The organism is Veillonella sp. T14073-2 (assembly GCF_002959875.1).
Classification (GTDB): Bacteria; Bacillota; Negativicutes; order Veillonellales; family Veillonellaceae; genus Veillonella; species Veillonella infantium.
Genome location: NZ_PPDC01000006.1, coordinates 127,185 through 153,855, shown reverse-complemented (window position 1 = coordinate 153,855; position 26,671 = coordinate 127,185). Strand labels below are relative to the sequence as shown.

The window sequence follows — 26,671 nt, the reverse complement described above, 5'->3', positions numbered from 1 at the left end:
TATTACAAGTATATTAATTTATGCTTATCAGCTCTTACCACATACCAATAGCTTTCATCCATACAGAGCCAAGGCCCATGAAGATAATTAAGTTGATTACGGATGCAAAGAAACCTAGTTTCCACCATGTATTTTGAGGAACATAACCAGTGTTAAAGATTACAGGAGATGGACCTGCAGCATAGTGAGTCAAAGACATACACAAGTTAGATGTGAATGCAATCATCAACAATGTCAACATTGGTGGTGCACCTGCAGAGATAGCAATTGCAGAGAATGCTACGAACATTGCAGAAATATGTGCAGTTAAAGATGCGAATACATAGTGGGAATATGTATTAATAAGTACAGCTATAACGAAGGCAATAATCCAAGATCCTTCTGGAATATAACCACCAACTTGAACTGTTGCCCATTTGATGAAACCTAATTTAGAAAGGAAACCGGCAAAGCCCATTAAAGTACCCATCCAAACTAATGTATCCCAAGCACCTTTTTCACTTTTAACATCATCCCAAACAAGAACGCTAGTAGCAAGCAAAATAGAAATGCCTAAGAATGCAACAGTTGTAGCATCAATTTTTGTGAATTGAGACGTAGCCCATAATACTAATGCCAAGATAAATACGCCAAGCATAACCCACTCTTGGAAGCTCATTTTACCAAGACCTTTTAGCTCTTCCTTAATCATTTGTTGTGCTTCACGAGCGTCTTTAATTTCAGGTGGATATACTTTGTAAATGAAGTACGGCATAATAATCAATGCAATGATACCAGGCACAATAGCTGCCATAGCCCAATCACCCCAAGTAATGCCAATACCAAAAGATTGAAGTGCTAAAGCTGCAACCAAGGTATTACCAGCCATGGATGTTTGGAACATAGCAGATGTAATCGTATTGACTTGGTAAATAGATTGCATTAAGAAGGAACCAATTTTACGAGGACCATCTTGTGGCTCAGAACCGAACGCTTTTGCCAAGCTTGTAGTAATTGGCATGATAACGCCACCCACACGAGCTGTATTAGATGGAGTTGCTGGAGCCAAAATTAAATCAGATAATGCTAATGCATAAGCCAAACGTAAGGAACTACTACCAAAAGCAGCAATCAAATTATACGCAATACGTTTCCCCAAACCAGTTTTAATAAAGCCACGAGAGAATAAGAACGCACCTACAATTAGCCAAATAGCAGAGTTAGCAAAACCGGAGATAGCGTCACCGATTTTCAAAGTGCCAGTCAAAGCCGCCACAGTAATTACAATGATAGATACGCCACCAATTGGTAATGGCTGAGTAATAAAGCCTACGATAGTAGCAACAAAAATAGCAAATAAATGCCAAGATTGAGGTGTTAAACCCTCTGGAGTTGGAATAAACCAAAGGCCTAACCCGAAGGCCGCTGGAATAATCCAGTTTAATAGTTTTTTCATACACATACCTCCTACATAGGAAAAAAACAAAAAATATATTTACATCCTCTTATCATAATATAATATATTACAAAATAAAAAGATGTGAGAAAAAGCTGTGCATCACTAGGTATGCACAGCTTTCATTATCATATAAATCCTATTCAGGTAGAGATACGTCCTCTAAATTTGTTTTTTCGATAGACTCAATATCACCTTGGTCGCAAAGGTTTGCAATAGTTGGATCAATTGGTAAACGGTTTAACAATAAAAGACCGTATTTTTGAAGGATTTCTTCAATGTGGCTTTCACCAAAGATTTGGTAATCCTTACCGTTATCTGGGCAATGGAAGTAAGAGTAGTTTTCCACTACGCCAATAATAGGCACTTGCATTAAATCAGCCATTTTTACTGCTTTTTCAACAATCATGGATACCAAGTCTTGAGGAGATGTAACGATGATAATACCATCCAATTTCAAGGATTGATATACGGTAATCGCTACGTCACCTGTTCCTGGTGGCATATCAACGAATAAATAATCGATGTCTTTCCAAATTACATCTGTATAGAATTGTTTTACAACATTGCCTAGAATAGGACCACGCCATAAAACAGGATCTGTATCGTTTTCCAAAAGGAGGTTAACAGACATAACGTCGATACCGCCTTTAGATTTTACAGGATACATGCCAATTTCGTCAGCATATGCTTTTTCCTTGATGCCGAACATCTTAGGAATGGAAGGACCTGTAATATCCGCATCCAGGATACCTACTTTGTAACCTTTACGTGCCATTGTAATGGCCATCAAGCTTGTAACGGAGGATTTACCTACGCCACCTTTACCAGATACTACGCCAATTACATGTTTAACAGAACTAAGCTCGTGTAATTGAGCTGTAAGATCTTGAGGCTGTTGAGGAGCGCCGCCACCGCAACCAGAAGATTGAGATGGGCATCCGCCACAATCACTGCTGCTACCGCAACCCATAGTAAACACCTACTTTCTTTGAGGAACTACCTCATATCTATATGTAAAACTTTTTTTCTATATGGTAGATAGAATATATCTACTATATCATTGTATCATGTCATATCAAACTTTATCAATATATTACTCGCCACAAAATTCTTTAGTTAAGCCACCTAAAATTTCCATGCCCTTTGTAATTTCTTCTACAGTTGGCACAGTATAGCTCAAGCGGAACGCATGACCTTCCCCTGCTCCATCCGCTGCAAAAGCACCGCATTTAATAATACCTACATTGCGGTCCATACAAGCTTCGAAGAATTCATCACAGTTAACTTCTGCAGGCATTGTCATCCATGCAAACATACCACCTGTAGGTTGTGTTAACTTAACTTTAGAACTAGCAAACTTGTTAAAAGCATTTAACAAGGCCTCACATTTTGTTTTATATACTTTACGTACATTTTCTAAATGCGCATCATAATCAATTGTATCGAGCACGTTAGCTACAACCTTTTGTGTAACTAATGGCATTTGACCGGCCGTATTATTTTTTAATGCTTGAATAGCTTCAATAACGTTAGCTGGACCTAATAAGAAACCTACACGCAACCCTGCAGACAAAGTCTTGGAATAAGAACCTGCATAGAGAACACGATTTTCTGTATCAAAGGATTTAAATGTTGGAATGTACTCGCCAGCAAAGCGAATCTCACCGTATGGATCATCTTCATAGATAAACAAATCATATTTAGATGCAATGGCGTAAATCTCCTTGCGACGTTCCAACGGCATCGTAATGCCTGTTGGATTTTGGAAGTTAGGAATGAGATAAATATATTTTCCCTTGCCAGATTGAGCGGCTTTTTCTAATTCGCTTGGAATCATGCCATGCTCATCTGTTTTAATACCTACTGCTTTACCACCCATATTCCGTACGGAATTAATAGCACTGGTGAAAGTGAATTCGTCCATATATACTTCATCACCTGGCTCTAATACAGTAATCGGTACAAGACCTAATAATTGACCAGCCCCATTAGAGATAATTAAGCCTTGACCTTCTGGATTCATCTTATGTGTTTTTACTAAACGTTCCAATGTAAGCTCAGCTAGTTTTGCATCGCCTTGCATAGGACCATATTGTAAAAGACTCATAGGATTAGAGTGAACCACTTCGTCAAAAGCTTTTTCAATAACTTCTACAGGAATCGCTTCTGGAGCAGGATTACCGATACCAAAACTGATAAAACCTTCTACGCCTACACCACGTTCAAAAACTTCACGAATAAAATTAGGACCTTTTAAGGTTACCCGTTCAGGAAGAGAAAAGCTCATACTATCGCCTCTTTCATATATACTAAATTGAATAACATTTAATTAAAGATTGTTAAGCATTAGGATCATGCTCTTGTTCAGCATTTTTCTTATTGATGTAGTTCTTATATACTTTCCAAAGAATGAAGTATACAATACCTGCAATAACTACGATGATTCCTAATCGCCCCATATTCTCCTGGAAATTTACAATATCTGTACCGATAGCTACTTCAAGAGCTGTAGATGGGAATTTACCGATTAAATTCGCTAAGATATAGTCTCTCGGTTTGATTTTACTAATGGCACCAAGTGCTGTGATCACACCAGATGGAAAATATGGTAAGGATCTGGCAAATAACATAACCACAAAACCATTTTTACCGGAAAAATCATCTACTTTCATCAATACTGTACTCTTAGCAATGAGCTTATCTGCTGTATCACGTAAAAAGTAACGCATAATATAAAAGCTAATGACTACGCCAATCGTTTCTGCTAGCCAAGAAATAATTATGCCTGGCCACATGCCAAATACGAGACCGTTTGCGGTAGATATAAAGATAGATGGTAGAAAACCAACAGCATTAACAAAAATATCAAGGAGCATACTAACAACCATGGCCATTGGGCCAAAGCCTTGAATATACTCTGCTATTTCATCCATAGATCCACTCGTCGCTAAATGCCACATAGTAGGATAGAATGTAGGATCTACTATATTGATGGCAATTAATAGAATGACAAAACCAATGCCTGCTATTAACTGTACCCAACCTTCACCAGAAGGCTTTAATTTTTTTGTACTCATATATACCTCATTTTATAAAAAACTAGTTCTATTATATCACGGATTCTATAGAACTGTTATACGTAAGAACCTAAACATTCTATTTATCTAATTACTACCAGTTAAAAATAATTACTTTTAACTGGTAGTATCTATAAAATATGTATAATAGCATTAGCATAAAAATTATCGAAAGATGTATAATACTATTATAACGAGAATATTCTTAATGAAAGAAGGTATATTATGGTATCAGCAGGTCAAACAGCTACGGCGACTGTAACAGTTACAGAATCTAATATTGCTAAAACAATGAAATCCGGTTCTTTAGAGGTCTTTGCTACACCAGCTATGTGTGCTTTAATGGAAGAAGCCGCTCAAGCAGCAGTACAACCATACTTAGAAGAAGGTGAAGGCACTGTAGGTATTGCTCTATCCATTACTCATGAGGCCCCTACTCCACTTGGTGCAACAGTAACTGCTAAAGCTACAGTTAGTGCTGTAGAAGGACGTAAAATAACCTTTGATATTGAAGCATCTGACGGCGTTGGTATCATTGGTCGAGGAACTCATGAACGATTTGTTATTAATAACGAAAAATTCATGGCTAAAGTTACAAGTCGTGCAAAATCTAACTAATAACAAGTTTTACTAATTAGTCTATAACTAATTGTACAATACCCTAATTTTTAATTTAACATAATAAAATAAGACAAAAATGGCATCTATCCAACGATAGATGCCATTTCTATTTACATGTTAAATTATATAATCTACTAGATTAATCTATTTAAAGATTAGCAAATTTTAACTACCCAGCCTTCAGGTGCTTCAATTTCACCATGTTGAATACCAAGTAATGTGTCATATAATTTTTTAGTAATAGGACCCATATCATCCATACCAGCCGGTACATTAATAGTACCTTCTGGAGTGTCAATTTGACCTACTGGAGAAATAACAGCAGCTGTACCACAAAGACCCATTTCAGCAAAGTCTTTTAATTCATCTTTATGAATAGGGCGGTGTTCTACAGTCATACCAAGGTAATGTTCTGCTACATACATCAAAGAACGACGTGTAATGGATGGCAAGATGCTATCAGATTTAGGTGTTACTAATTTACCATCTTTAGTGATGAAGATAAAGTTAGCACCACCAGTTTCTTCTACATGTGTACGAGTAGCCGCATCAAGGTACATATTTTCTGCATAACCTTTGCTATGAGCATCAGTGATAGCATATAAACTCATAGCATAGTTTAAACCAGCTTTGATATGGCCAGTACCATGAGGAGCTGCACGATCAAAATCAGTGATACGAATTTTAATTGGTTTAGCGCCGCCTTTGAAATAAGGGCCTACTGGTGTAGTAAATACACGGAACTGATATTCATCAGCAGGTTTTACACCAATAACGGAATTTGTACCCATCATGTATGGGCGAATATAAAGGCTTGCACCATGACCATAAGGAGGAACAAAGTCTTTGTTTGCTTTTACAACTTCTTTTACAGCTTCAAGGAAACGACCTTCAGGTAATGTAGGCATTACAAGGCGTTCACAAGATTGATTCAAACGATCTGCATTCAAATCTGGACGGAAGCATACGATGTGACCATCTTTAGTGTAGTATGCTTTCAAACCTTCAAAGACAGTTTGAGCGTATTGGAATACACCAGCACATTCATTAAGAACAACGTTAGCATCAGTAATTAATCCGCCTTCGTCCCATTTACCATCTTTATATGTCGTTAAATAACGGTAGTCGGTTTCTACATAACCAAAACCGAGATTATCCCAATCGATATTCTTGCTCATAACAATAACCTCCATGCATATTAATATACTAATAATCTTAACACTATAAGTAAGTTATTTCAACACATCCTATAGAGTTTATGATTATTAATCACATAGGAAGTCTGTATCTTTATCGATAATAAACTTAGTTCGATATAAATCATAAGGTACATTTGAACAAGTATGATATGTAACTGATTCGACGCGACCACTACGGACCTCATTATTTGAGCCAAAAGGTACTTTTACAAGATCTCCTTCTCGAATATCATTTCTATCCGTCCGATAGTAAAATTCTTTATCAAACTTAAAAATATAAACAGAACAATAGGTATAGATTTTTTTGTCTGACTCTTTAGTGGATGGTAAAAATTCTTGCAATAATCTATCGTCTATATAAACACTCATAAAACCAATCAAACTTTTATACCACGATGGTATATATCGATCAGTTAAATTTCCTATATAATGAGTATCCTCTTTATGAGTCCATTTAATCCTAACTGTTACAATGCCCCCACGTGCGGGACATTTATCAAACTGATTACTTTCACCAAGAGTAAATATATCCAAATCATATAATGTATCCCCTATGTGAAAGTTAATATCTTTTTGCAACTGATGAATCATTTTTCCATCTACATACTCACTTTGACTATTACTAGAGTGTTTAAATTGGTGACTCTTACAGTCAATAGAGATAAAAGATGTATTCCAATCAAAGCTTAAACTGTTAACATCCCCATATTCTTCATATATATTTTTACGCACTTCAATATGAATTTGTTGAATCTTGTCTATTTCACGATGGCCATCAAATAAGAGCAATCTAGGAGCACCTATTATTTGACGTATCAATATAGACAAAGCCGTCATTTCATTATCAAAAGAAAACTCATAGATAAACTCTTGATTATCATTGTTCATTAGCTTGACACTAACATTACAATCAGCTTTATCCTCTTGAAAAAATACACAATCAGAAAATCTAGAGCCTATAAGGTTTAAAATATAATTTCTATCAGATTCACTAATTGAGTACTCCTCAGTAGCAACAGAGTCTATCTTCCCCTCATCGGCTTCTATTATATTCTCCCATTTGATACTATATACAACCTTAACGGTATCCTTAATAGAGATATGCTGTATTTCGTTAATATAGTAATCTACACGATGGAGTTTCACTTCACTTGGAACACCATCGGGCAAACTACCAGACCACCTATCAGTACTAATAATCTCACAAGTTGCTACGGAACCTATAAATTCATCTGTCATATTTCTATGCATGTACATAGGATATCCTCCTTTTATTACTTTTTTTTAATATAACAAATAGGATGTGACAAAAATGCCTCTATATAATTATTCCGTCAACAATATTCTTTACATACCTATTTATATTATAATTAGCTTAAGATATATATGTCCCATCTCTTAAGGAGGTATCTCTCATGAAAGAATCTACTAACCGTACCCTAATTTCCAATCCGAAAAGTATCATTTGTATTGGTTTAAATTATGCAGATCATATTGCAGAAACTAGTCTTGCTACTCATGATTTTCCAGAAATCTTTATGAAAATCTCTAATGCCCTAGCAGGTAATCACGATTCGATTACTATTGAAGATGAATCCTTCCATTATGATTACGAAGGCGAACTGGTAATCATCATCGGAAAATCTGGTAAAAATATTCCTCGAGAAAAAGCTATAGATCATATCTTAGGATATACAATTGGCAACGATGTATCTGCGCGTACATTACAATTTAGAGGCTCCCAATGGATTCTCGGTAAATCGTTAGATAATTTTGCCCCTATTGGCCCTACTATTATTCCGCCCCACTCATTTGATTTTGAAAGCGCCACTATTACGACCACTGTAAATGGCGAAGTACGTCAACAAGCCAAATTACAACAAATGATATTTAAACCAGATGCGATTATAGAATTTGTGTCTCAATATATTACACTACAGGAAGGTGATATTATCTTTACGGGTACACCTAGTGGTGTTGTACTCGGTAAAAATGAAAGTAAATACCCTTGGCTTAAGCCAGGTGATACCGTGTCCATTTCTATAAGTGGTATTGGCACATTAGAAAATAAATTCGTCTAACAGATATAGTCTATTAAAGTAGCACATTTATGCTAATTTATTAAAGTAGTAGATTTATACTAATTTATAAAAGTAGCCTATTTATGACTATTATAGATACGAGCTAAACCATCTATTTACAATATAAGTACATTTAAAAAGAGATTACCCTTATGTATATCTAACTATACATAAGAGTAATCTCTTTTCTTATTTTTACTTTGTTATTAGTTCTTTGGTGATTATCTATATTTTATATTAACTATTACTTTATTTATGCTTTGCCTCTAGGTCTAGCATATATTTCTTTCGTTCAATGCCGCCCGCATAGCCAGTTAGTTTACCATTGCTACCGATAACACGATGACAAGGAATAATGATAGAAATAGGATTATGACCTACGGCACCGCCTACCGCTTGGGCAGACATTGTATCTTTCCCTTGCTGTTTTGCAATCTTTTTGCCGATATCACCATAGGTTGTAGTGGCTCCATAAGGGATAGTTTGTAACACAGCCCATACAGACTTACGGAATTCAGTTCCTTCTAATTTAATAGGCGGAATAATAAAAGGTTTCTTACCGAAGAAGTATTGATCGAGCCACATCTTAGTCACTTCAAAAGGCCCTGTTAGTTGCTCTATATACTCCGCATCATCATAACTTGGGGCATAAGACTCATCAACAAAAAATAAATCTGTTAAGTAAGATAATGTACCAAGCATAATCATAGTTCCTAATGGGCTTTCATAGGTATATTTATAATTCATAGTACATTAACTCCTTCTTAAAGTAACAAATCATTTAACACTTTTAGTATATCATCATTAAATGGTATTGTATTATGCTGAATTTCAAATGGAATCGTTTGCTTTTCCACATTAATTGGCACATATAATGCATCTATATTATCGTCTGCCATCCGCATAAATGGGTATTTGATAATCATGGGCGTATTAAATCCCACACCTAATTCTAACAATACAATAGGTTTATCTTTATACGTCTCTACAAAAGCGGTATATCTTTTCTGCGCCGCATACCACCCTTCATCTTGAACAAAAGTGCTATCAATACGAAGATTCATGGTCATTGGTCTCCCACATTTAGGACAATGAGGAATCAAGTGTGTAGGAATTTTCATATCTCTTTGCTCTTCTACCATCCGCTGTACTTGTTTTTTATTATCATAGGTCTTTTGATGACATGGCTCTGAGCACTGCCACAACCCATAATCCCCCTGCATATAGTAAAACTTATTTTTATCTACACCGGCTAATTGCATTTGATGATCTACATTTGTAGTAATGACAAAATAGTTTTTACCTTCTAATAATTTCATTAACTGAAGATAAGGTTCCCCGACTTGTATGTCATATCGATTATAGTATGTAAGACGACTAAAAAACGCCCAATATTCTTCCAGACTTTCATAATTATAAAATCCGCCTGAATACATGTCGGTTATACCATATTTTTTGTAAAAGTCGTCAAAGTATTTGTGAAAGCGTTCCCCACTATAGGTAAATCCTGCTGCAGTTGACATGCCTGCACCTACACCGACTAATAAGGCATCCGCATTGTTAATCGCTTCTTTTACACGATGTATATTATCCCAATAATTTGTTGTAGATGTCATAATCTATATCCTTAAATACATTAAATACCACTTGGATTCTACTATTACTTTCTTTTAAATAGTTTCTTACAGTATGGACTGCAATTTGTGCCGCCTCTTCATTCGGAAATCTAAACTCACCAGTAGAGATACAGCAGAATGCAATGGAGTGTAAGTTGTAAGCATTGGCTAGTTGTAAACAGGAACGATAGCAAGAAGCTAATTCATTTCGCTCTTTATCTGTTACCTCTTCGTAAATAATAGGTCCCACCGTGTGAAGTACATGCTTTGCCGGCAAATTATACCCATAGGTCATACGTGCTACACCCGTTTTTTCAGGCATCTCCATATACTCAATCATTCTTGCACATTCCATACGAAGCTCAATGCCAGAAAAGGTATGGATAGCATTATCGATACATTTATGATTAGGCGCAAAGCATCCAAGCAATTGATTATTAGCTGCATTAACTATGGCGTCAACAGCTAGTCGAGTAATATCACCTTGCCATAAAAAGATTTGAGGCTCTCGCTCTTCCATATCATGAATGGTTACGATGCCCTTTTCATGAGCCAATATATTTAAATATTCAGACTCTATCTTCATCCATTCAAGAGACATACCACCTGCAGGACGAATATTACATAAAGATCTAAAGAGCGTAAATTGCTCTTCTTCACTCACAGGAATGTCTAACTGTTCGTTATGTCTCTCTTTGTATTCTACTACTAAACCTTCAAGTAAATAGCGTAACCGTTCTTGCTGTGTCATATGTAACTCCTTTTAGTATAGACTATACTTTTAACTATTATATAACAAAAAACTGCTAGCACATATGTATATGCTAGCAGTAACTTTACTGTAATTATATTATATTCAGTTTTAAGGTCTTACAAACGCCTGACCACCATGGTTGACAAGGATATCCCCATCTAATACCTTTGTGGTAACGTTTTGTAAACTACCTTGGATTTGGCTCATCATAAAGCGATAGCCAGGACTGTTTACATGTTTTGTAAGGGCTGCTTGGTCGCTATAGATTTGAATGACATACCAACGATTTTTTGCATTTCTTTCACGAAGCACATAGCCAGCCTTATAACCCGCATCATCCCGTACGGCCCGTTCAATATCAAGTTGGTATTGACGTTGTACTGTGTCCATATCATTGCTCTTAACAGTAAACTCTGTCAAAGTCACTACTGCCTTGCCATCATTAATAATAGATAAAGCATCTTTTTTCTCAAACAATAGTACAGACTGTACATCGTACATTTTGCGGTTTGTTAATTTAGAACCTACTTCATTAACAAAAGCTTGATAATGATCAGATTTGCGATGTGTTTCAATGGCCGCTAAATCCTTATAAATCTCTACTACATAAGACTCAGATGGATTACCTTTTACATGGGCTACATTCATAGATAATGTATTAGGCTCTTTCTCCATAGATGCAGTTAGATTAGATACACCTACGTTATTATATGTGCCCTGTAAATCTGCTGGTACTTCGAATCGATACATATTGACACTAGGTGCTGTATCTACAGATTGATCTCGTTCCATAACAAGAGCCGCGAAGGACGTGCTCACACCTAATACAGAAATAGCAGATGCTACTAGAATACGTTTTAATAATTTTTTATTCATACATGCTCCAGTTCTACTAAATTACAATGTAATATATTCTACTATTGTACCATGTTCTTCAATTAAGTTAACTAAGTCTTTTCCCTGTAGCCATACGGTAGCATCATTTTGATTTGGATGTATCCCGATTAGATTATCTTTATAATCCGCATCAATATAATAATGTACCTTACGCTCTTCATCGTGGAGCAAACAGAATGGAGATACGTGACCTGGTTTAATCTTCAAAATATCCCATAGCTCTTCTTCGGAACCAAAGGAAATCTTTTTAAGCTTATGATCCTTACGGAACTGTTTTAGATCTACACGCTTAGAACCACGAACAGTAATCAAATAATAATGTTCTCGTTTATGGTCTCGAATGAATAAATTCTTCGCATCCCACTCAGGATATGGCAACTCTACATTGGGCTTGTCATCCATACTAAATAGCGGTGCGTGATCCGTAATTTCAAAATCGATATGATGGTCACGTAGGCAATCATATACGCCTTGTTTATCTAACATGTAATACCTCTAATATAATTTGGTGAAAGTAAACATCATAGTGAAAGCAACTATATATGTGTTAATTATACACCAAAATTATACACCAATCTTATTCTGAGACTGTATAGGTTCCATCAAATACAAATAACTCTGGATGTTCATGTACAAATACATCTTCAAATATGCCATCATATTCATAGACTACATCATCTTTTCCATCTAGGAAATCAAATACTTCATCGTCCCATTCTTTTAAAATAGTCCATCGTTCTTCTCTATCAAATGGAATAGAGCCACCAAAGTAATCGATTACAGATTGTAAATTATCTGCTAGTATATCCATCTTGAAGAGGCGTAACCCCGCAAGAGCATCTTCCCATACAATGCCTGTAGAGTTATAGAAGAACTGATGATGCCCACCATTATTAACCTCAGCGAAATACCAGCATATAGCGTTAAGATATCTCTGCTCAATAGTGAAGCCTTTTGTAGATTCTAAATAGTCATCATAAGAACCATAAATATTGATAGTCCAATAGGCAGGCTCATTTATAGTCCACATATCGTCTGTAGCTAAAATTTCTTCTACAGTAATCGTTCGTTGACGAGGTACACCTTCTCTTTTCTTCTTTTTTTCGGCTATATACTTGCTATAGTTTAAGCATAAATCAGGATAGTCAATTTCACATTTTTCAAAATCCATTTGTAAACGGCACATATCCATGACTTCAAAGCAGTATTCACTTATATCGTTTCGACCTTCTTTAGCAGCTAATTGTACACCATTATCTACTAAAGCTAACATCTGCTGCATGTTCTCTGATGTATAAGCCTCATGATTAAATGAAACTATAGATCCATAGGAGTACGCACAGCGATAATGCCATACTGCATCTCTATATTTTTTGTCTATAGCCTTAAATACTTTAATAGCTTCTTCTGGTTTATCGTTATTGTTATAAGCCCTACCAAGCTCGCCTAATATAGGCACAGATAAGTTATCGATGCCAACCCCCGTCAATACATCGATAATGATTTCCTCTTGACCGATATCATTAAGATCTTTAATCGTTTGTAACTGTTCAGCATCAGATAAAGATAAAAATTGTTCAACACTCATAGACATACAATACACTTCCCCTCATATCATCAATATGTATATGAACTCAGCTTAATACAATTATGACAAACAACACAAAACAATACGTTACAGATTGTAAAATAATAGTTTATAACAATCCAGCTATTTGACTAGCTACCAAGCCATACTACAAATACAGGAGTACCTTCGTCATCATCATCAACATCGTCGGCATCGTCAGCATCGAATTCATGATCATCATAGGCTAGATTTTCAAAGAATACATGATCACCGAGCTCTTTATTAGCCAATGCGTTATGTATCTTGAAAAGAATCTCTTCAGTAGTAAAATACTGGCCATTATCTGCTTTGAAGCGAGCATAGATTTCTACTTGCCACATACCGTCTTCTTTATCGTATTCTTCTAATTCATCGTCTTCGTATAAGTATTCATTAGGATGAAGCTGACTTTTACTTTCAATCCAAGCTTCATAGCTTACAAGAATTTCAGGCTCTACTAATGGCGGTAATGTATCAGGATTAACATTATGCTCTTCTAAGCATTTATAAAACTCCTTATCAAACTCTTCTCTAGTATAGGTAGTTTTATTGAAAACCCAAGGAATGCCCTTAAACTCATGATAGTAACCTTCATATATTTTATTACCATCTTTATCAGCACCGAGATATTCAATCTGCTCAGTATTCTCATCCTTGTTAAAAAGTTTTTTTATGGCATCAAAAATCATAGGATAATCCTCCTTGTCATCCTTTAAAATAATAGAGGTTAATGGGTACTCTACTACTTCACAACACCAAACTAATCTATGTATCTAAAGTAGCTGTTTTGCCATTTTTATGGCAATATATCAGCCATCAATAGCAAAGTAATTTAAATCTTCAAACTCATCGTCCCAAAATTCAAAGCAAAATATATGAGTATAATCAAAGGTTTGTTCACAATAGGTTACAGTACCTAGCTCTGGTTCAATCTTAGGGACACCTATCCGTTCTTTCACATCATCTATAGTAATGGATTCATCATACATTTCTTGAATGTCTTCAAGCATGAAAGCTGCAATTTTATCAATATTTTTATGATAATTTTTTGCCAGGACTTTTACAGTATCTAAATAATCACCCGATGGTTTCTCATCCCAACAGAATTCTATACCTTCACAAAGAAGTCTATATTCACAATATTTCTCATCATATATGAGTTCATTTTCTATCATAGGCATCCTCTCTCTCTTTACAATGCTTTGATTTCAAAAATACTAAAATTCTTTCTCAACATTTTACACGAAGCCCCTATAAAATAACGTAGCCTAAAGCACAAAATATATAATTTCTAAGAGTATAGTAAAAGCCCTTCGCATAAGCGAAGGGCTGATCTATTATTTCTCTATTAATTAGCTACCACAGCATATATAGAATACAGGTATACCATCTTCGTTATCTATGAGACCATACCCTTCACATTCATGGCCTTCGTATTCAATACCTTCAAAGAATACGTGATCACCCAGTTCTTTATTAGCCATTAGATTATGCAATTTAAAGAGCAACTCTTCTCTTGTAAAATATGTACCATTATCCGCTACGAGATGAGCCATGATTTCTACTTGCCACATACCATCTTCTTTATCATCCTCAAGTAGGTCTCCATCAGTTACACGTTCATTATCAAAGAGTTGGTCTACACTTTCAATCCAAGCTTCATAGGTTACTAAGATTTCAGGTTCATCTAATCTATCGTCGTCATCTGCTTCATCATCTACATATTTCTTTACATTTTCATTGTATTCTTTGGAAAACTCTTCTCTACTATATGTAAGTTTATTAAATACCCAATGTACTTCATCATATGTAGGATAGTTAAGTTCTTCATATGCATTAACGTCTGTACTATCTTTATTTTCTGCAGTATCTATACTATTTTTCTTATCAGAGAATTTCTCAATAACTTCATATATCACAGGATAATCCGTCTCGTAGTCTTTTGGCTTAATTTGAGTTAATAGATATGTTACAACTTCACAACACCAACTAAGTTGTTTATCTAATCGAGCTTCTTTCGTCATTTTCATGGCCGTCTCTATTAACTCTAATGCTTTTTGTACATATTCAGATTCGTAGCTTTCACCCAAAGCTACCGTTGCATAAGCATAGCCACAACGATAATACCAAGACCAATCACGATGTGCCTCATCTATACGATCAAATAACTCGATAGCCTCTGCTGCACGACCATTATTGTTATACATACGTCCTAATGTGCTTAGCAAGATAGGCGATAAATTATCGATGCCTATGTTAGTTAACAGCTCCATAGCACGATCAATATCTAGATCCTCTTGTTCATTAATAAGTTTTACCTTATCCTCATCACTTAAAGATTGAAACTCTTCGTCCGTGATTTCTTCAATACTGATATATAAGTTCTTAATAAAGTCACCAAAGTTATCTGCTAACAGAGTAATTGAGTAATCACCTTCTTGGTCAACACGTACTACCTTAGGTTCTCCAGTAGGACCACATTCACGATAATCGAGGAAAATCATATCATGACCGCCAGAAATCGTATCGGCTACAACGATACCGATAGGGGGATATTTTACTTTTGAAATCCAAAATTCATTACCCATCTCACCTAAAAGAGAGTATTTTTTATCTCTATCGATGCCATATATTCCTGTTATATATACACAATCGTCATCATCGTTAATATAACAATTCTTATTTACTACACCACCATTATGGTTTTTAAGTAGCTCTATATATGCTGTAGGCAATGTATAGCCTAGTTCAGCTTCAGCATTCTTAATATCCTCATCCGTAACATCTCTACCTATATAGGACTCAAATGCATAATCGGTGTCTTTCCAAAATCCAGTCCAATTGAAATCTTTTAGATTACTCATAATACTCTCTCCTAGCCAAATAGATATAATTTAACCACATTTTATGTCATCAATAGAATATTTTTTTATTAAAGCTTTCACCTCACGCCGTATCAAAATAGTATCTATAATATAGGAAAAAATGATATAAGGACAGACATTTATAATCCCGATAGGGGCCAATATAAGGGCTGCCCACAATAAATTCAGTGAATACGCATACCACTTAAAATCAATGGTATTTAAAAATGGTATAACATAGTCAATAACTCTTACTTCCCATTGCATTAATGGGTTCAATTCCTCACTTGTGCCTAATAGCCAAGTGAAAGTAAGGGCAAATATCAAACCATATACTATGCCAACAGGAATCAATATCTTCGCTCTCTTTTTTAACAGATTACGGCAAATCTCATCTTCTTCCTCTGGTGTTACATCGTATACCATATTACATTCAATCTGAATCCGTCTAAATCGATAGCGAATATACTTATACAAAAGGTTATTCGGTCTGTATAACATGATATGCTCCACAGTATCCTTTACAGGCTTTCCTTCTTCGGTCTTAAATCTAACACGATTTCCCAATCATCTAATAATGGCACCTTATGATGAGCAATAAAATCTTCTATAATCTGTAATACCTCTTGATGGCCCAGCTCATTCTTACCATATATGATGGCGCCTCGGTCACCAGCATTAGTTACACTAAGCTCTATATGTAATAAATCGGTATCTTGATCACTACAAACCTGTACAAAGTTATATAGTTTATTATCTATGGAGATTGCCTTTGATGGAGAAATAACTACAAAGTCTTGCTCTTGGTCCTCAATAGCATACAGATTTTGTTCAACTTCATTCAGTGTAATACCTTCATATTTATAAGAACCTACATCAATTGACCAATCAGTATATGTTTTATCGAATTCAGCTAGCATATGTACTTACTCTCCTTTATGACACATATTAAAATAAAGTTTCTAATTGTCCTGACATATCCGCCATAAATTCATCAAATTTACAAAGTTCTCGTAATTCTTGATGTTCTATATCATAACAAGAAATCTTTTTACTTTTAGGGTCCCATACAATTTGCCACTCATTATACTCGCCTAGTTCTTTAGATAAACGCAATAGATTACGGCGATCTAATTTAAATGGAATCGTATCAATAAGTGGGAAAAACTCTATAGATATAAAATCGGAGTCTGGTAAGTCAAAGTAAAGATGTTCACCCTCTAAAAAATTCACTAATGCTTTTGGTAATTTGAAGGGCTTTAACTGATCCATCTTATTCTGTATATCATGGAACTCAGCAGGCTCTAAGGATTTAAAATACTCTGCCATTTCCATATCGCCTTTTTCAATGGCAATGCTATAGGGACGCATACCATCTTTTTCTGTGATGGTCACGTCAGCACCATGTTCTACCAAGTATTTGCACATCTGTAAATCCACATAACGAGCTGCCACACACAATGGAGTCGGCTTAAAGGGATATATAGAATCAGGCTTATTGTAATTAATATCTACACCATTATGAATAAAGAAATCTAGAACCTCATAATTTCTATCTGTAATGATATTTCTGAAAGCTTTACCTCCATACTTTTGTACTGTATGGCCTAAGTCATGAATGATTTGTAGGTTCTCATATTTCTTGCCATATAAGGCAGCTTGAAAAGCATCTACTTTCACGCGGTTCAAAGCATGAACATTGGCACCATGAGCCACAACATAGTCTATAATCTCTTTATTACCATACCGTACAGCTAATAAGAAACTTGGATTTTCTTCATCATTAAGATCAACGCCATGCTCTACTAACCATTGAATACTTGCCGAACAACACATGACTAGAGCAAGTTCTAAGGGTGTGTGCTCACTATATTCCCCAATTTCTATGGGTTCATTAATATCCCAACCATTGGCTAATTCATTTTCTAAGGCGCTAATATTTCCTGTTACAATATCTGTTACAATGTGAGGCACAGATTCAAATGTACCTAAGTCTTTTATCTGTATCATGTATCTCTCCCATGAACTATATTTTTAAAATGATTATCACTAATTATATTATATTACATTTATAAGTATGAGTGTATAGTAAAAGCCCTTCGCTTATTATGCGAAAGGCTTAACTATTATTTGTCTATTTCAAGTCCATTGATAAAAGCAAATTTAATCATATCGGCTCCATAAAACTCGCCTTCATCTAATAAGATACTTTCCTTCGGCAAGTCTTTCAAATGATTATAAAAGCCAATATATTTACTTCTTAACTTATCTTTTTCAATTATCTTATTAAAATACTGCTGAGCCTTAGCTTTCCCACCAAAGTGATAAATATAATACAGTAAGTTATGATCAATTATATCTCCATCTATAAGCTTTTCAATATTACTTTCTGTATCTTCAAAATCATCAAATACTGGTATGATATGTTCCTTAAGTAATTTGCTAACTTCATCTACAGTATACTGATAACTTGCTCCTGCTAATTGCCACCAGTGCCAAGCTTTTCTATTTAATAAGCTTCCAAGTTCTCCGCCATAAACAAATCCATTATGATAATTAGCCTTCTTCATATCTTTTGAATAAATAAAAATATGTGGAACAAATTCTACACTACACGCATAGTTATTTCTATTGGCCTGAAAGTATATCTCAAAAGTAAGGTCTTTATTTTTAGATGATTTCTTTAACTTCTGACCTTTACTAACTACCTTAAAATCAGGGAATTTACTTGCAATCTCTTGCCAAGCTTTTTCACATAATTCTCTAGGTTTCATGATTATAAAAGTACTCCCCCATATTATACGATTAATTATTTTATAGATTTCCCTCAACTACTATAACAGATGTATGTTGAAGTGCGTCCGTTATCCAAGCAATAAATGTGTTTAAAAACTCTTGTTCTACTTTACTAAGGTTTATAAGATCAACTTCAATATTATGAATTATTTTAACCCAGTAATCTTTCTTAATCCAATTATCAAAGCATACATCAAATCTATCTCTTTCAGTATTATCTGATGCATCTATAATAGGATACACTTGATTAAAATAAGAAACTAAGATATCAAAATCTGGACTATAAACCCGTAATGGATTTCTATAACAGTGCCAGTCTTTCCAACTTGGTTCCTGACCAGACACATCAGAAATTTTGAGTGGATTAAAGTCTAAGCGTATGTGCTCACCTAATCGTGCATTAAGTCTAAGCTCTATATACTCTTGTTTTTGATAATCCCTTGAATTCAGCCATACTATATATAGATCACTCCATAAACTTATAAGACAAAATATAAAAGTGATGCTTCATTTCTGGTGAGCAAAGCCACCGCCTCAGCCGTAGGCTGTTTTCTTTCTTCACTAATTACATTATATTACATTTATAAGTATGAGTGTATAGTAAAAGCCCTTCGTATAAACGAAGGGCTAATCTATTATTTCTCTTGTACTTGTTTACCACTCATATGTTCAATGGTGATTTCAAACATTTGAACTGCTCTACCAGCATGAGCAATATTTTTGTCTACAAGCTGCTCACTAGGATAATATTTCATAGCAAATTCTTTTAATCGATCTATAGATTCTGAACCTGCCTCTAGCAAACGACATCTTCCAAATACGACTACACTTTGTACATACGGCGCCCAGGATTCAGATTCATCAATTCTCTCATTACCATATACGGTAAAACATACCTTATCTGAAGTTTTCAATGACTCTACTTTATGACCAGCTTTAGCTCCATGAAAATAAATCTTTTTATTATCACAATCATAAAAATAATTAATAGGAATAGCATAAGGATAACCCTCAACACCATTCATGGCAATAATTCCACGACGATTAGATTGTAATAAAGCTTCTGCAGCACTATGGTCTATTTCATTTATCTTTATACGAATTGGTTTAAACATAATCTATCTCCTAATTTTATTTACTTATCTTATTTACAAGATACATAAAAGTACCACTATTAGTATCATCAACTTTAGAATATTCTTTCCAATTTATAGGATATATCCCAGTTAATTCTATAGGTGCTTCCATTCCACGCATTGTTCCTTTTCCTGTATTAGCGGCCCAACTCATACACCCAGTTTTTATAGAACCATCCTCAATAGAAAATTCGGCGTATGTACAATCATTAATATATTTTTCATCTCATACCTCACATTTACATCGAACATAATATCTGAAAACATTTGTTTGTTTACATGCTTATATTAGCACACGAACGAATGTTCGGTCAAGTGTTTTAGAACAAATGTTTGCAAAAACTTTTAAAATTGCCTATTTACTTTTGTCGGAGGCTTTAGATAAGATATTTCACTAGTTATCTTAATTGTATAACCTTCAATAAAGTTATTACTCTTATCCCTAAATTCCTCTATACGCATTATATCTTTTAAGTAGTTATAGCAGCCTTGATCCTTAGCACCTTGCTCCTTCAACACATACACTTCATCATTTATAGTTTTAATACATTTTCTTGTCGTATATTTAAGCTCAATAGGAATCCATTTACCATCTAATATAACAAGAATATCAAGATGTAAATTAAGATTAAATTCAGGTACAAACTCTAATCTAATATCACAATTTGGATATTGTTCTTTAATCATCCAGGCTAAGCTAAACTGAAAATCTGCTTCCGAATGAAATATTGGTCTCCACCTACTCAATTGGTACATTATTTTATCAATATCTAAAATTAGTCCCACACCACATACCTCATTCAATACAATTTAACTACTCATACTAATTATATTATATTTATATATGATTATATTGTAAAAGCCCTTCGCAAAAGCAAAGGGCTAATATCAATTAATTTATATCTTAACTTATCTTTATTGATTATGTTATTAAAATACTGTTTTGATTTTTAAAGATTTCCCTCAACAACTATAACAGATGTATGTTGAAGTGCTTCCTTTATCCAAGTAATAAATGTGTTTAAAAACTCTTGCTCATCTTTACTAGAATTTATAAGATCAACTTCAATATTATGAATTATTTTAATCCAGTAATCTTTCTTAATCCAATTATCAAAGCATACATCAAATCTATCTCTTTCAGTATTATCTGATGCATCTATAATAGGATACACTTCATTAAAGTAAGAAACTAAGATATCAAAATCTGGACTATAAACCCGTAATGGATTTCTATAACAATGCCAATCCTTCCAGCTTGGTGAAACATCTGCTATTTCTGAAGTTTTAAGCGGATTAAAGTCTAATCGTATGTGCTCACCTAATCGTGCATTAAGTCTAAGCTCTATATACTCTTGTTTTTGATAATCCCTGGGATTCAGCCATACCATATATAGATCACTCCATAAACTTATAAAACAAGAAATTATAAGGACACTTCGTTCCTGGTGTGCAAAGCCATTATGTCATGAGTTCTTACGAGCGTTAATACTGACTTGCTCTATGCTCCCAATACCTATAAAAGAATCATATCAATCTTTCTCTCCCCCATATCTAGCATAATTCATCTGTAAAAAATAGGATTTATTTTTTGACACGATACACCATGTCTCCTCTATTCCAAATATACATAATGATAGATACTGGAGGTTTTTCATCGACCCAAAGCCAACCTGTATATGTAGTTGTATTAACAAAATAGCCTTCCGTAATTATTTCAAATTCTGAGTCTACATACTCATTCATAAAATCACGTAAACAAATGGACTTTCCATTAAATCGACCTTCACCTAAGGTTTTGTTAAATATTAGTACCTTACACAAATCCACATCACAGTCTTTAAAAGATATTTCACCGGAAAATACTCTTTCTTCACCATCTACCAATTGATATATTTCGTTAACTGTTAACGTCAATGTTTTATTATGAATTCTGATTCTATTTACTTTACTACCATAAAGACTGAAAAGAATATTACTCTTTCTATCATGTATAAACTCCATATTATTCCTCACAATATTAAATCTAAAATTGTAATTTAAATAAATTCTAGGTGTTTCTATTTTAAATTTGATTATATGGGCATCCTTTCACTCTTGGTGAGTAAAGCAACAGCTTCAGCAGTAGGCTGTTTCCAATCATTCTTCACTTCGCTCGAATTCTTAGACATACCTGCCATGGGCGGTGCTATCACTCACTGCGTCACTTCGTTTCTAGGGATCAAAGCCACCGCCTAAACGTTGATTAAGTGAACACCAAGTATATCAAGTAGTTGCGTTTGTATGTGGGAATATATCCACATACTTTTTAACGATAGAATAAGGTTATCGTTAAAAGGTATTACCTCGACAAACTGAGAGTTGTTATTTAGTTTATAATCGTATTGTTTTATTAGCTATATCTTCTACAAACCTCTTATCGTGTTCCACAAATATAAGTGTAGGTTTTGCTTCTTTTATAATTTCCTCAATCTGTATCCTTGATATTACATCTATATAATTTAATGGTTCGTCCCAAACAAATATATGAGCCGGCTTTGATAAACTTACAGCAATTAAAACTTTCTTTTTTTGTCCATCGCTATAGTTCTTCATATCCATTTCAAACAATTCTCTTGCAAAATCTAATTTCCTAAGAATTGTTTTGCACAATGTTTCATCAACACCTTGCTTATGAATATACTCATTTAGGTGGCCTGTTAAATTTGATGTATCTTGGGGAATATATGATATTTTTAAATTACTTGCTAATTTTACATCACCTACGTACTCGTGATTTAAACCTAATAAAATTTTAATTAAGGTTGATTTTCCGCTACCATTACCCCCATATATAGCCACTATATCTCCCTGCTTTATATCAAAATTTACATCGCTTAATATCTGTCTTTCTCCATAATATAATGATAAATTTCTAACCAATATTAGAGAATTTTTGTGGTGATGTAATGGATGCAATAATAGACTTTCCTTTGTTTCAATATCTTTTAGTAAATTTTGTTTTTTTTCTATTGCCTTATTTTGTCTATTCTCTAAATTCTTAGATTTTTTCATCATCTTGGCTGACTGATGACCTATATGTCCCTTATCCGGCTTTACACCTGATACTTTTACACCGTTTTTGGTATTTTCAATTTTATAAGACCAGTTTTTACTTTGTCTTGCAGCTTCTTTTAATCGTTTAATCTCTTTTCTTAATTTTTCGTTTTCACTAATTTCAAATTGATCTTTCATCAATTTGTTTTCATGCCATGATGTAAAATTTCCTGATTGAACATCAATAGAGTTTCTGTTAATCGAAATAACATGATTGATACAGCCATCTAAAAAGTCTCTATCATGAGATATAAGTAAAAAACCTTTTTTATTTTTCAGATATTCACTTACAATTTTTCTCCCGTCCATATCTAAATGGTTTGTTGGTTCATCTATAAGTAAAAAACCATCTTCTCTTGTAAATAAAATAGCTAAAAGAATTTTTGTTTGTTCTCCTTTAGAAAGCGTTTCAAATCCCCTGTAAACAAGGTTCTCATCTACATTTAGCAAATTAAGTTCTCTAAATAATCTCCATTCTTCCTCATCCGATATTAGTTCTTTATATAACTCAATTCCTAATTTTGAAGTATCACTTAAATTGGGTGGGAATTTAATAAAGTCAACATCCTTGCTTATTTTACCTTGATAAGTTTCTTGATTTAAAAGTAACTTAAATAGAGTTGATTTACCTATTCCATTTCTTCCTATCAATCCTATTTTCCAGTTTGTATCAAATGAAAATGATACATTTTCAAATACAGGGTTTACATAACCATAATATGAGAAATTGAGGTTTTCAATTTTAATTGTAGACATAAAAATCCCCCCCCCCAAATTCAAATTTGATTATTTCTTTAGTTTTGGTACAAGTAAATCATCATACATTGAATTAAATAAGCCATTTAAAAATTCTTTGTTGTCAACATCATCTACCAATAGCATTTCCTTTGCTCCATCATATGGTAACTCATACTTTGCATTTGGCATATATGCTATTGCGGATTTAACAGGTTTCACTAAAAACCTATCATCATAAATTCCACCAACAATTTTTCCGCGATAATAAACAATGTATTCTCCCATCATTGATCTATATGTTATTTCTTCCAACTCTGATAGTTGTTCTAAAATAAAATCTAAATATTCTTTACTTGAAGCCATAACCTGTGCCTCCAAAAAATTTTAATTCGTCTACACTATTTTAATAATTATATTAGATCTATATGTTAGGACTTCAGTTTACAGTAGCACGCAGCCAATCATTCTTCACTTCGCTCGAATTCTTAGACATCCCTGACCAGTGCTAATGCTCACTGCGTCGCTTTGCTCCTAGTGAGTAAAGCCACTGCCTCAACGTGAGCGGTCATTGGGAACATGTCTACAGGTTGTACTTCTTGTAGTTCATAGCCATAGTGTGTAAGGATTTCAATGTCTCGCGCCATGGTAGCTGGGTTACAGGATACGTAAACAATACGTTTTGGTTTCATGCCTGCTGCAGAGGTTAGTACTTCTTCTTTACAGCCTGCGCGGATTGGATCGAATACGATGACATCTGGTCGTACGCCAGCGTTGTAGAGTTTTGGCATTTCTACGGCCGCATCAGCGACGATGAATTCAGTATTGTCATAGCCATTGCGTTGGGCATTTTCACGAGCGTTAATAATAGCTGGTTCTACGATTTCTATGCCTATTACATGTTTAGCTTTATGGGCCAAAAACAATGAAATGGTCCCCGTACCACAGTACGCATCGATAACGGTTTCATCACCTTTTAGGTCCGCATAAGTTAATGCTTGATCGAAAAGTACTGTAGTTTGTTCTGGATTCACTTGGAAGAAGGAGTGCGGAGATAAGGTAAACCGTAAATCTTTAATATGGTCTGTAATCGTCCCATCCCCATAGAGGATATTATTTTTAGGTCCTAATATAACATTAGTTCGCTTACCATTAACGTTATGAACAATAGTTTCTACTTGAGGGATGCGTTCCGTTAATTTTTCTACCCACTTCTCTTTATGTGGTAATTGTTCTGTTGCCGTTACAAGGATAATCATCCATCCAGATTGTCCAATACGACCGATTACATGGCGTAGTATACCTTTGCCTGTATGTTCATCATACGGTTCAATATCAAACTCTTTAGCGATTTGGTAACAAGCTTGAGCGATGATATTATTCCCTTCATCTTGAATAGGACAGTTTGTGCCTTGCACGATATCGTGAGATCCCATCGCATAGAATCCCATTTGAATATCGCCTTTAGTACCTCCTACAGGCATCTGCATTTTATTGCGATATGCCCAAGGTTCTTTAGGGCCTAATGCAGGTTTTACAAGGTCTGGATTTTGATGACCAATGCGTTCAATAACGTCCTTCACCTTTTGTGTTTTTAATGAAAGCTGACCTTCATAGGTAATGTGCTGTAGTTGGCATCCCCCACAGAAGCCATAAAGTTCACAGCTAGCATCGATTCGGTTAGGCGCCATTGTAACAATCTCTAATAGTCTACCTGTAGCATACGTCTTTTTCACCATGTTAATGACTACTTTGACAGTTTCTCCAGGCAAGGCAAAAGGAACAAAGACAGTAAAGTCGTCTACACGACCTACCCCTTCACCGCTGCTACCAATACCATGAATTGTAACAAGCACTTCATCACCTAGTTTAACAGGTGCATTGAGTATAGCTTGTTGCTTTTTAGATACTGTACCACTAGTGTTCTGGCCTTGATTAGAACGAGCCCCTCTTCTATTCTGTTGTTTCGATTTATGTTTACGAGATGTACGACCTGTACCGTTCATTACGCGTCTCTTTTCTTCCAAATTTTAATCATACCTGTCACAATAAGAACGAAGAATACAGTACCGATTTTAACGAGTAATTCTTCACCTTGAATATATGGTATAAGAAGTGGATCTTCCACAATCATTTCCCCTGCAACCCAGCCAAGGAGTGCACCACCTGCCCAAAGAATGGCAGGGAATTTATTAATAATTCGAGCAAATAATGTAGAGCAAAATACGATAATTGGAACAGTAATTAACATACCTGCAATAACAAGCTCTAAATGACCTTTAGCAGCTCCTACTACACCGATGACATTATCAATACTCATCATAGCGTCGGCTACAATAATCGTCCAAATAGCACCCATTAATGAATTCTTAGCTTCAATATGTGCATCTTCATCTCCACCTTTTAATAATTGAATGGCAATCCATACAAGTACAAAGCCACCACCTAAGTGGATAAGAGGAATTAAAGTAAGCGCCTCTACTAAAAGGGTAGCAAATACAAGGCGCATTACAATGGCACCTACTGTACCCCAAATTACGGCTTTCTTTTGTAGTTCTGGAGCTAGCTTACCTGCTGCCATACCAATTACTACAGCATTATCACCAGCCAACAAAATATCAATTAAAATAATCTTGCCAATGGTCACCCACGTGGCAACTTCTAAAAATTCCATTCTGTACATACCTCAATTCAAACGAGTAATTCAATAACTATCCCTTAACTATACCATAATTTTTCTATTTTCTCACCT

At 34.7% G+C, this 26,671-nt stretch carries 29 protein-coding genes; 2 read left to right on the top strand and 27 right to left on the bottom strand.

Annotated features, from left to right (window positions below; all coding sequences use genetic code 11):
• Positions 1 to 34: 34 nt before the first annotated feature.
• The 4 genes from VCHSUH04_RS04175 to VCHSUH04_RS04160 form a co-directional block, all read right to left on the bottom strand.
• Entirely contained in the window at positions 35 to 1,435 is a 1,401-nt protein-coding gene (locus tag VCHSUH04_RS04175; protein ID WP_105085484.1) for an anion permease, read from the bottom strand.
• A 139-nt stretch (positions 1,436 to 1,574) separates the two neighbouring features.
• Positions 1,575 to 2,408: an Mrp/NBP35 family ATP-binding protein gene (locus VCHSUH04_RS04170; RefSeq protein WP_105085483.1), complete on the bottom strand. Its 834-nt coding sequence runs from the start codon at positions 2,406 to 2,408 to the stop codon at positions 1,575 to 1,577.
• A gap of 123 nt (positions 2,409 to 2,531) precedes the next feature.
• Positions 2,532 to 3,725 carry a PLP-dependent aminotransferase family protein gene (locus tag VCHSUH04_RS04165; RefSeq protein WP_105085482.1) on the bottom strand — a complete coding sequence of 398 codons (1,194 nt, stop codon included), beginning with the start codon at positions 3,723 to 3,725 and terminating at the stop codon, positions 2,532 to 2,534.
• A 52-nt stretch (positions 3,726 to 3,777) separates the two neighbouring features.
• Positions 3,778 to 4,515, bottom strand: coding sequence for a TVP38/TMEM64 family protein (locus tag VCHSUH04_RS04160; RefSeq protein WP_105085481.1), 738 nt, complete (start codon positions 4,513 to 4,515; stop codon positions 3,778 to 3,780).
• 225 nt (positions 4,516 to 4,740) lie between these two features.
• Here VCHSUH04_RS04160 and VCHSUH04_RS04155 point away from each other — a divergent pair, with 225 nt between their 5' ends.
• Positions 4,741 to 5,133, top strand: a complete 393-nt coding sequence (locus VCHSUH04_RS04155) for a thioesterase family protein (RefSeq protein WP_105085480.1) — start codon at positions 4,741 to 4,743, stop codon at positions 5,131 to 5,133.
• A gap of 158 nt (positions 5,134 to 5,291) precedes the next feature.
• Here VCHSUH04_RS04155 and VCHSUH04_RS04150 read toward each other — a convergent pair whose 3' ends face one another.
• Together VCHSUH04_RS04150 and VCHSUH04_RS04145 are read right to left on the bottom strand one after the other, a co-directional pair.
• On the bottom strand, positions 5,292 to 6,314 hold the full coding sequence (locus tag VCHSUH04_RS04150) for a branched-chain amino acid aminotransferase (protein ID WP_105085479.1): 1,023 nt from the start codon (positions 6,312 to 6,314) through the stop codon (positions 5,292 to 5,294).
• A gap of 87 nt (positions 6,315 to 6,401) precedes the next feature.
• Positions 6,402 to 7,592 (bottom strand): hypothetical protein, encoded by a 1,191-nt coding sequence (locus VCHSUH04_RS04145; protein WP_105085478.1) that lies wholly within the window; start codon positions 7,590 to 7,592, stop codon positions 6,402 to 6,404.
• Positions 7,593 to 7,750: 158 nt separating this feature from the next.
• Here VCHSUH04_RS04145 and VCHSUH04_RS04140 point away from each other — a divergent pair, with 158 nt between their 5' ends.
• A complete protein-coding gene (locus VCHSUH04_RS04140) occupies positions 7,751 to 8,416 on the top strand; it encodes a fumarylacetoacetate hydrolase family protein (RefSeq protein ID WP_105085477.1) in 666 nt (221 codons plus the stop codon).
• Between the two features lie 249 nt (positions 8,417 to 8,665).
• Here the strand turns inward: VCHSUH04_RS04140 and VCHSUH04_RS04135 are convergent, their stop codons facing one another.
• From VCHSUH04_RS04135 to VCHSUH04_RS04020, 21 genes are all read right to left on the bottom strand, one after another.
• Complete coding sequence (locus tag VCHSUH04_RS04135; RefSeq protein ID WP_105085476.1) at positions 8,666 to 9,163, bottom strand: methylated-DNA--[protein]-cysteine S-methyltransferase; 498 nt, start codon at positions 9,161 to 9,163, stop codon at positions 8,666 to 8,668.
• Positions 9,164 to 9,180: 17 nt separating this feature from the next.
• Positions 9,181 to 10,032 (bottom strand): Sir2 family NAD-dependent protein deacetylase, encoded by an 852-nt coding sequence (locus VCHSUH04_RS04130; RefSeq protein ID WP_105085475.1) that lies wholly within the window; start codon positions 10,030 to 10,032, stop codon positions 9,181 to 9,183.
• On the bottom strand, positions 10,004 to 10,783 hold the full coding sequence (locus VCHSUH04_RS04125) for a protein-ADP-ribose hydrolase (protein WP_105085474.1): 780 nt from the start codon (positions 10,781 to 10,783) through the stop codon (positions 10,004 to 10,006). The genes VCHSUH04_RS04130 and VCHSUH04_RS04125 overlap by 29 nt, the downstream gene beginning before the upstream one ends.
• 111 nt (positions 10,784 to 10,894) lie before the next feature.
• Entirely contained in the window at positions 10,895 to 11,662 is a 768-nt protein-coding gene (locus VCHSUH04_RS04120; protein ID WP_105085473.1) for a putative quinol monooxygenase, read from the bottom strand.
• A gap of 21 nt (positions 11,663 to 11,683) precedes the next feature.
• Positions 11,684 to 12,169 (bottom strand): prolyl-tRNA synthetase associated domain-containing protein, encoded by a 486-nt coding sequence (locus VCHSUH04_RS04115; RefSeq protein WP_105085472.1) that lies wholly within the window; start codon positions 12,167 to 12,169, stop codon positions 11,684 to 11,686.
• Positions 12,170 to 12,260: 91 nt separating this feature from the next.
• Positions 12,261 to 13,277 (bottom strand): DMP19 family protein, encoded by a 1,017-nt coding sequence (locus tag VCHSUH04_RS04110; RefSeq protein WP_105085471.1) that lies wholly within the window; start codon positions 13,275 to 13,277, stop codon positions 12,261 to 12,263.
• A 125-nt stretch (positions 13,278 to 13,402) separates the two neighbouring features.
• Positions 13,403 to 13,981: a hypothetical protein gene (locus VCHSUH04_RS04105; protein ID WP_105085470.1), complete on the bottom strand. Its 579-nt coding sequence runs from the start codon at positions 13,979 to 13,981 to the stop codon at positions 13,403 to 13,405.
• A gap of 120 nt (positions 13,982 to 14,101) precedes the next feature.
• On the bottom strand, positions 14,102 to 14,467 hold the full coding sequence (locus VCHSUH04_RS04100; protein ID WP_233188263.1) for a hypothetical protein: 366 nt from the start codon (positions 14,465 to 14,467) through the stop codon (positions 14,102 to 14,104).
• A 177-nt stretch (positions 14,468 to 14,644) separates the two neighbouring features.
• On the bottom strand, positions 14,645 to 16,156 hold the full coding sequence (locus VCHSUH04_RS04095; RefSeq protein WP_105085469.1) for an SMI1/KNR4 family protein: 1,512 nt from the start codon (positions 16,154 to 16,156) through the stop codon (positions 14,645 to 14,647).
• A gap of 30 nt (positions 16,157 to 16,186) precedes the next feature.
• On the bottom strand, positions 16,187 to 16,657 hold the full coding sequence (locus tag VCHSUH04_RS04090; RefSeq protein WP_105085468.1) for a glycosyl transferase family 4: 471 nt from the start codon (positions 16,655 to 16,657) through the stop codon (positions 16,187 to 16,189).
• A gap of 20 nt (positions 16,658 to 16,677) precedes the next feature.
• Positions 16,678 to 17,076 carry a bacteriocin gene (locus VCHSUH04_RS04085; protein ID WP_105085467.1) on the bottom strand — a complete coding sequence of 133 codons (399 nt, stop codon included), beginning with the start codon at positions 17,074 to 17,076 and terminating at the stop codon, positions 16,678 to 16,680.
• A 28-nt stretch (positions 17,077 to 17,104) separates the two neighbouring features.
• Positions 17,105 to 18,166, bottom strand: coding sequence for an ankyrin repeat domain-containing protein (locus VCHSUH04_RS04080; RefSeq protein WP_105085466.1), 1,062 nt, complete (start codon positions 18,164 to 18,166; stop codon positions 17,105 to 17,107).
• Positions 18,167 to 18,282: 116 nt separating this feature from the next.
• Complete coding sequence (locus tag VCHSUH04_RS04075; protein WP_105085465.1) at positions 18,283 to 18,930, bottom strand: DUF4304 domain-containing protein; 648 nt, start codon at positions 18,928 to 18,930, stop codon at positions 18,283 to 18,285.
• Positions 18,931 to 19,587: 657 nt separating this feature from the next.
• Complete coding sequence (locus VCHSUH04_RS04065) at positions 19,588 to 20,067, bottom strand: pyridoxamine 5'-phosphate oxidase family protein (RefSeq protein ID WP_105085463.1); 480 nt, start codon at positions 20,065 to 20,067, stop codon at positions 19,588 to 19,590.
• A gap of 366 nt (positions 20,068 to 20,433) precedes the next feature.
• Positions 20,434 to 20,874: a hypothetical protein gene (locus VCHSUH04_RS04050; RefSeq protein WP_233188261.1), complete on the bottom strand. Its 441-nt coding sequence runs from the start codon at positions 20,872 to 20,874 to the stop codon at positions 20,434 to 20,436.
• 164 nt (positions 20,875 to 21,038) lie between these two features.
• Positions 21,039 to 21,479 carry a BdrN protein gene (locus VCHSUH04_RS04045; protein ID WP_233188258.1) on the bottom strand — a complete coding sequence of 147 codons (441 nt, stop codon included), beginning with the start codon at positions 21,477 to 21,479 and terminating at the stop codon, positions 21,039 to 21,041.
• Between the two features lie 193 nt (positions 21,480 to 21,672).
• A complete protein-coding gene (locus tag VCHSUH04_RS04040) occupies positions 21,673 to 22,092 on the bottom strand; it encodes a hypothetical protein (protein ID WP_105085462.1) in 420 nt (139 codons plus the stop codon).
• 369 nt (positions 22,093 to 22,461) lie between these two features.
• A complete protein-coding gene (locus tag VCHSUH04_RS04035) occupies positions 22,462 to 23,940 on the bottom strand; it encodes an Lsa family ABC-F type ribosomal protection protein (RefSeq protein WP_105085461.1) in 1,479 nt (492 codons plus the stop codon).
• Positions 23,941 to 23,970: 30 nt separating this feature from the next.
• On the bottom strand, positions 23,971 to 24,285 hold the full coding sequence (locus VCHSUH04_RS04030; RefSeq protein ID WP_105085460.1) for a TfoX/Sxy family protein: 315 nt from the start codon (positions 24,283 to 24,285) through the stop codon (positions 23,971 to 23,973).
• Between the two features lie 149 nt (positions 24,286 to 24,434).
• The gene (rlmD, locus tag VCHSUH04_RS04025) at positions 24,435 to 25,925 is read right to left on the bottom strand and encodes a 23S rRNA (uracil(1939)-C(5))-methyltransferase RlmD (RefSeq protein ID WP_105085459.1); all 1,491 of its coding nucleotides are present in this window, start codon (positions 25,923 to 25,925) and stop codon (positions 24,435 to 24,437) included.
• Complete coding sequence (locus VCHSUH04_RS04020; protein ID WP_105085458.1) at positions 25,925 to 26,593, bottom strand: TerC family protein; 669 nt, start codon at positions 26,591 to 26,593, stop codon at positions 25,925 to 25,927. The genes rlmD and VCHSUH04_RS04020 overlap by 1 nt, the downstream gene beginning before the upstream one ends.
• Between the last annotated feature and the right edge of the window lie 78 nt (positions 26,594 to 26,671).

Bases quoted from the DNA above. Each gene is read 5' to 3' on its own strand.
- VCHSUH04_RS04175 (WP_105085484.1), bottom strand. From the start codon at position 1,435: ATGAAAAAACTATTAAACTGGATTATTCCAGCGGCCTTCGGGTTAGGC.
- VCHSUH04_RS04170 (WP_105085483.1), bottom strand. From the start codon at position 2,408: ATGGGTTGCGGTAGCAGCAGTGATTGTGGCGGATGCCCATCTCAATCT.
- VCHSUH04_RS04165 (WP_105085482.1), bottom strand. From the start codon at position 3,725: ATGAGCTTTTCTCTTCCTGAACGGGTAACCTTAAAAGGTCCTAATTTT.
- VCHSUH04_RS04160 (WP_105085481.1), bottom strand. From the start codon at position 4,515: ATGAGTACAAAAAAATTAAAGCCTTCTGGTGAAGGTTGGGTACAGTTA.
- VCHSUH04_RS04155 (WP_105085480.1), top strand. From the start codon at position 4,741: ATGGTATCAGCAGGTCAAACAGCTACGGCGACTGTAACAGTTACAGAA.
- VCHSUH04_RS04150 (WP_105085479.1), bottom strand. From the start codon at position 6,314: ATGAGCAAGAATATCGATTGGGATAATCTCGGTTTTGGTTATGTAGAA.
- VCHSUH04_RS04145 (WP_105085478.1), bottom strand. From the start codon at position 7,592: ATGTACATGCATAGAAATATGACAGATGAATTTATAGGTTCCGTAGCA.
- VCHSUH04_RS04140 (WP_105085477.1), top strand. From the start codon at position 7,751: ATGAAAGAATCTACTAACCGTACCCTAATTTCCAATCCGAAAAGTATC.
- VCHSUH04_RS04135 (WP_105085476.1), bottom strand. From the start codon at position 9,163: ATGAATTATAAATATACCTATGAAAGCCCATTAGGAACTATGATTATG.
- VCHSUH04_RS04130 (WP_105085475.1), bottom strand. From the start codon at position 10,032: ATGACATCTACAACAAATTATTGGGATAATATACATCGTGTAAAAGAA.
- VCHSUH04_RS04125 (WP_105085474.1), bottom strand. From the start codon at position 10,783: ATGACACAGCAAGAACGGTTACGCTATTTACTTGAAGGTTTAGTAGTA.
- VCHSUH04_RS04120 (WP_105085473.1), bottom strand. From the start codon at position 11,662: ATGAATAAAAAATTATTAAAACGTATTCTAGTAGCATCTGCTATTTCT.
- VCHSUH04_RS04115 (WP_105085472.1), bottom strand. From the start codon at position 12,169: ATGTTAGATAAACAAGGCGTATATGATTGCCTACGTGACCATCATATC.
- VCHSUH04_RS04110 (WP_105085471.1), bottom strand. From the start codon at position 13,277: ATGTCTATGAGTGTTGAACAATTTTTATCTTTATCTGATGCTGAACAG.
- VCHSUH04_RS04105 (WP_105085470.1), bottom strand. From the start codon at position 13,981: ATGATTTTTGATGCCATAAAAAAACTTTTTAACAAGGATGAGAATACT.
- VCHSUH04_RS04100 (WP_233188263.1), bottom strand. From the start codon at position 14,467: ATGATAGAAAATGAACTCATATATGATGAGAAATATTGTGAATATAGA.
- VCHSUH04_RS04095 (WP_105085469.1), bottom strand. From the start codon at position 16,156: ATGAGTAATCTAAAAGATTTCAATTGGACTGGATTTTGGAAAGACACC.
- VCHSUH04_RS04090 (WP_105085468.1), bottom strand. From the start codon at position 16,657: ATGTTATACAGACCGAATAACCTTTTGTATAAGTATATTCGCTATCGA.
- VCHSUH04_RS04085 (WP_105085467.1), bottom strand. From the start codon at position 17,076: ATGCTAGCTGAATTCGATAAAACATATACTGATTGGTCAATTGATGTA.
- VCHSUH04_RS04080 (WP_105085466.1), bottom strand. From the start codon at position 18,166: ATGATACAGATAAAAGACTTAGGTACATTTGAATCTGTGCCTCACATT.
- VCHSUH04_RS04075 (WP_105085465.1), bottom strand. From the start codon at position 18,930: ATGAAACCTAGAGAATTATGTGAAAAAGCTTGGCAAGAGATTGCAAGT.
- VCHSUH04_RS04065 (WP_105085463.1), bottom strand. From the start codon at position 20,067: ATGTTTAAACCAATTCGTATAAAGATAAATGAAATAGACCATAGTGCT.
- VCHSUH04_RS04045 (WP_233188258.1), bottom strand. From the start codon at position 21,479: ATGGTATGGCTGAATCCCAGGGATTATCAAAAACAAGAGTATATAGAG.
- VCHSUH04_RS04040 (WP_105085462.1), bottom strand. From the start codon at position 22,092: ATGGAGTTTATACATGATAGAAAGAGTAATATTCTTTTCAGTCTTTAT.
- VCHSUH04_RS04035 (WP_105085461.1), bottom strand. From the start codon at position 23,940: ATGTCTACAATTAAAATTGAAAACCTCAATTTCTCATATTATGGTTAT.
- VCHSUH04_RS04030 (WP_105085460.1), bottom strand. From the start codon at position 24,285: ATGGCTTCAAGTAAAGAATATTTAGATTTTATTTTAGAACAACTATCA.
- rlmD (WP_105085459.1), bottom strand. From the start codon at position 25,925: ATGAACGGTACAGGTCGTACATCTCGTAAACATAAATCGAAACAACAG.
- VCHSUH04_RS04020 (WP_105085458.1), bottom strand. From the start codon at position 26,593: ATGGAATTTTTAGAAGTTGCCACGTGGGTGACCATTGGCAAGATTATT.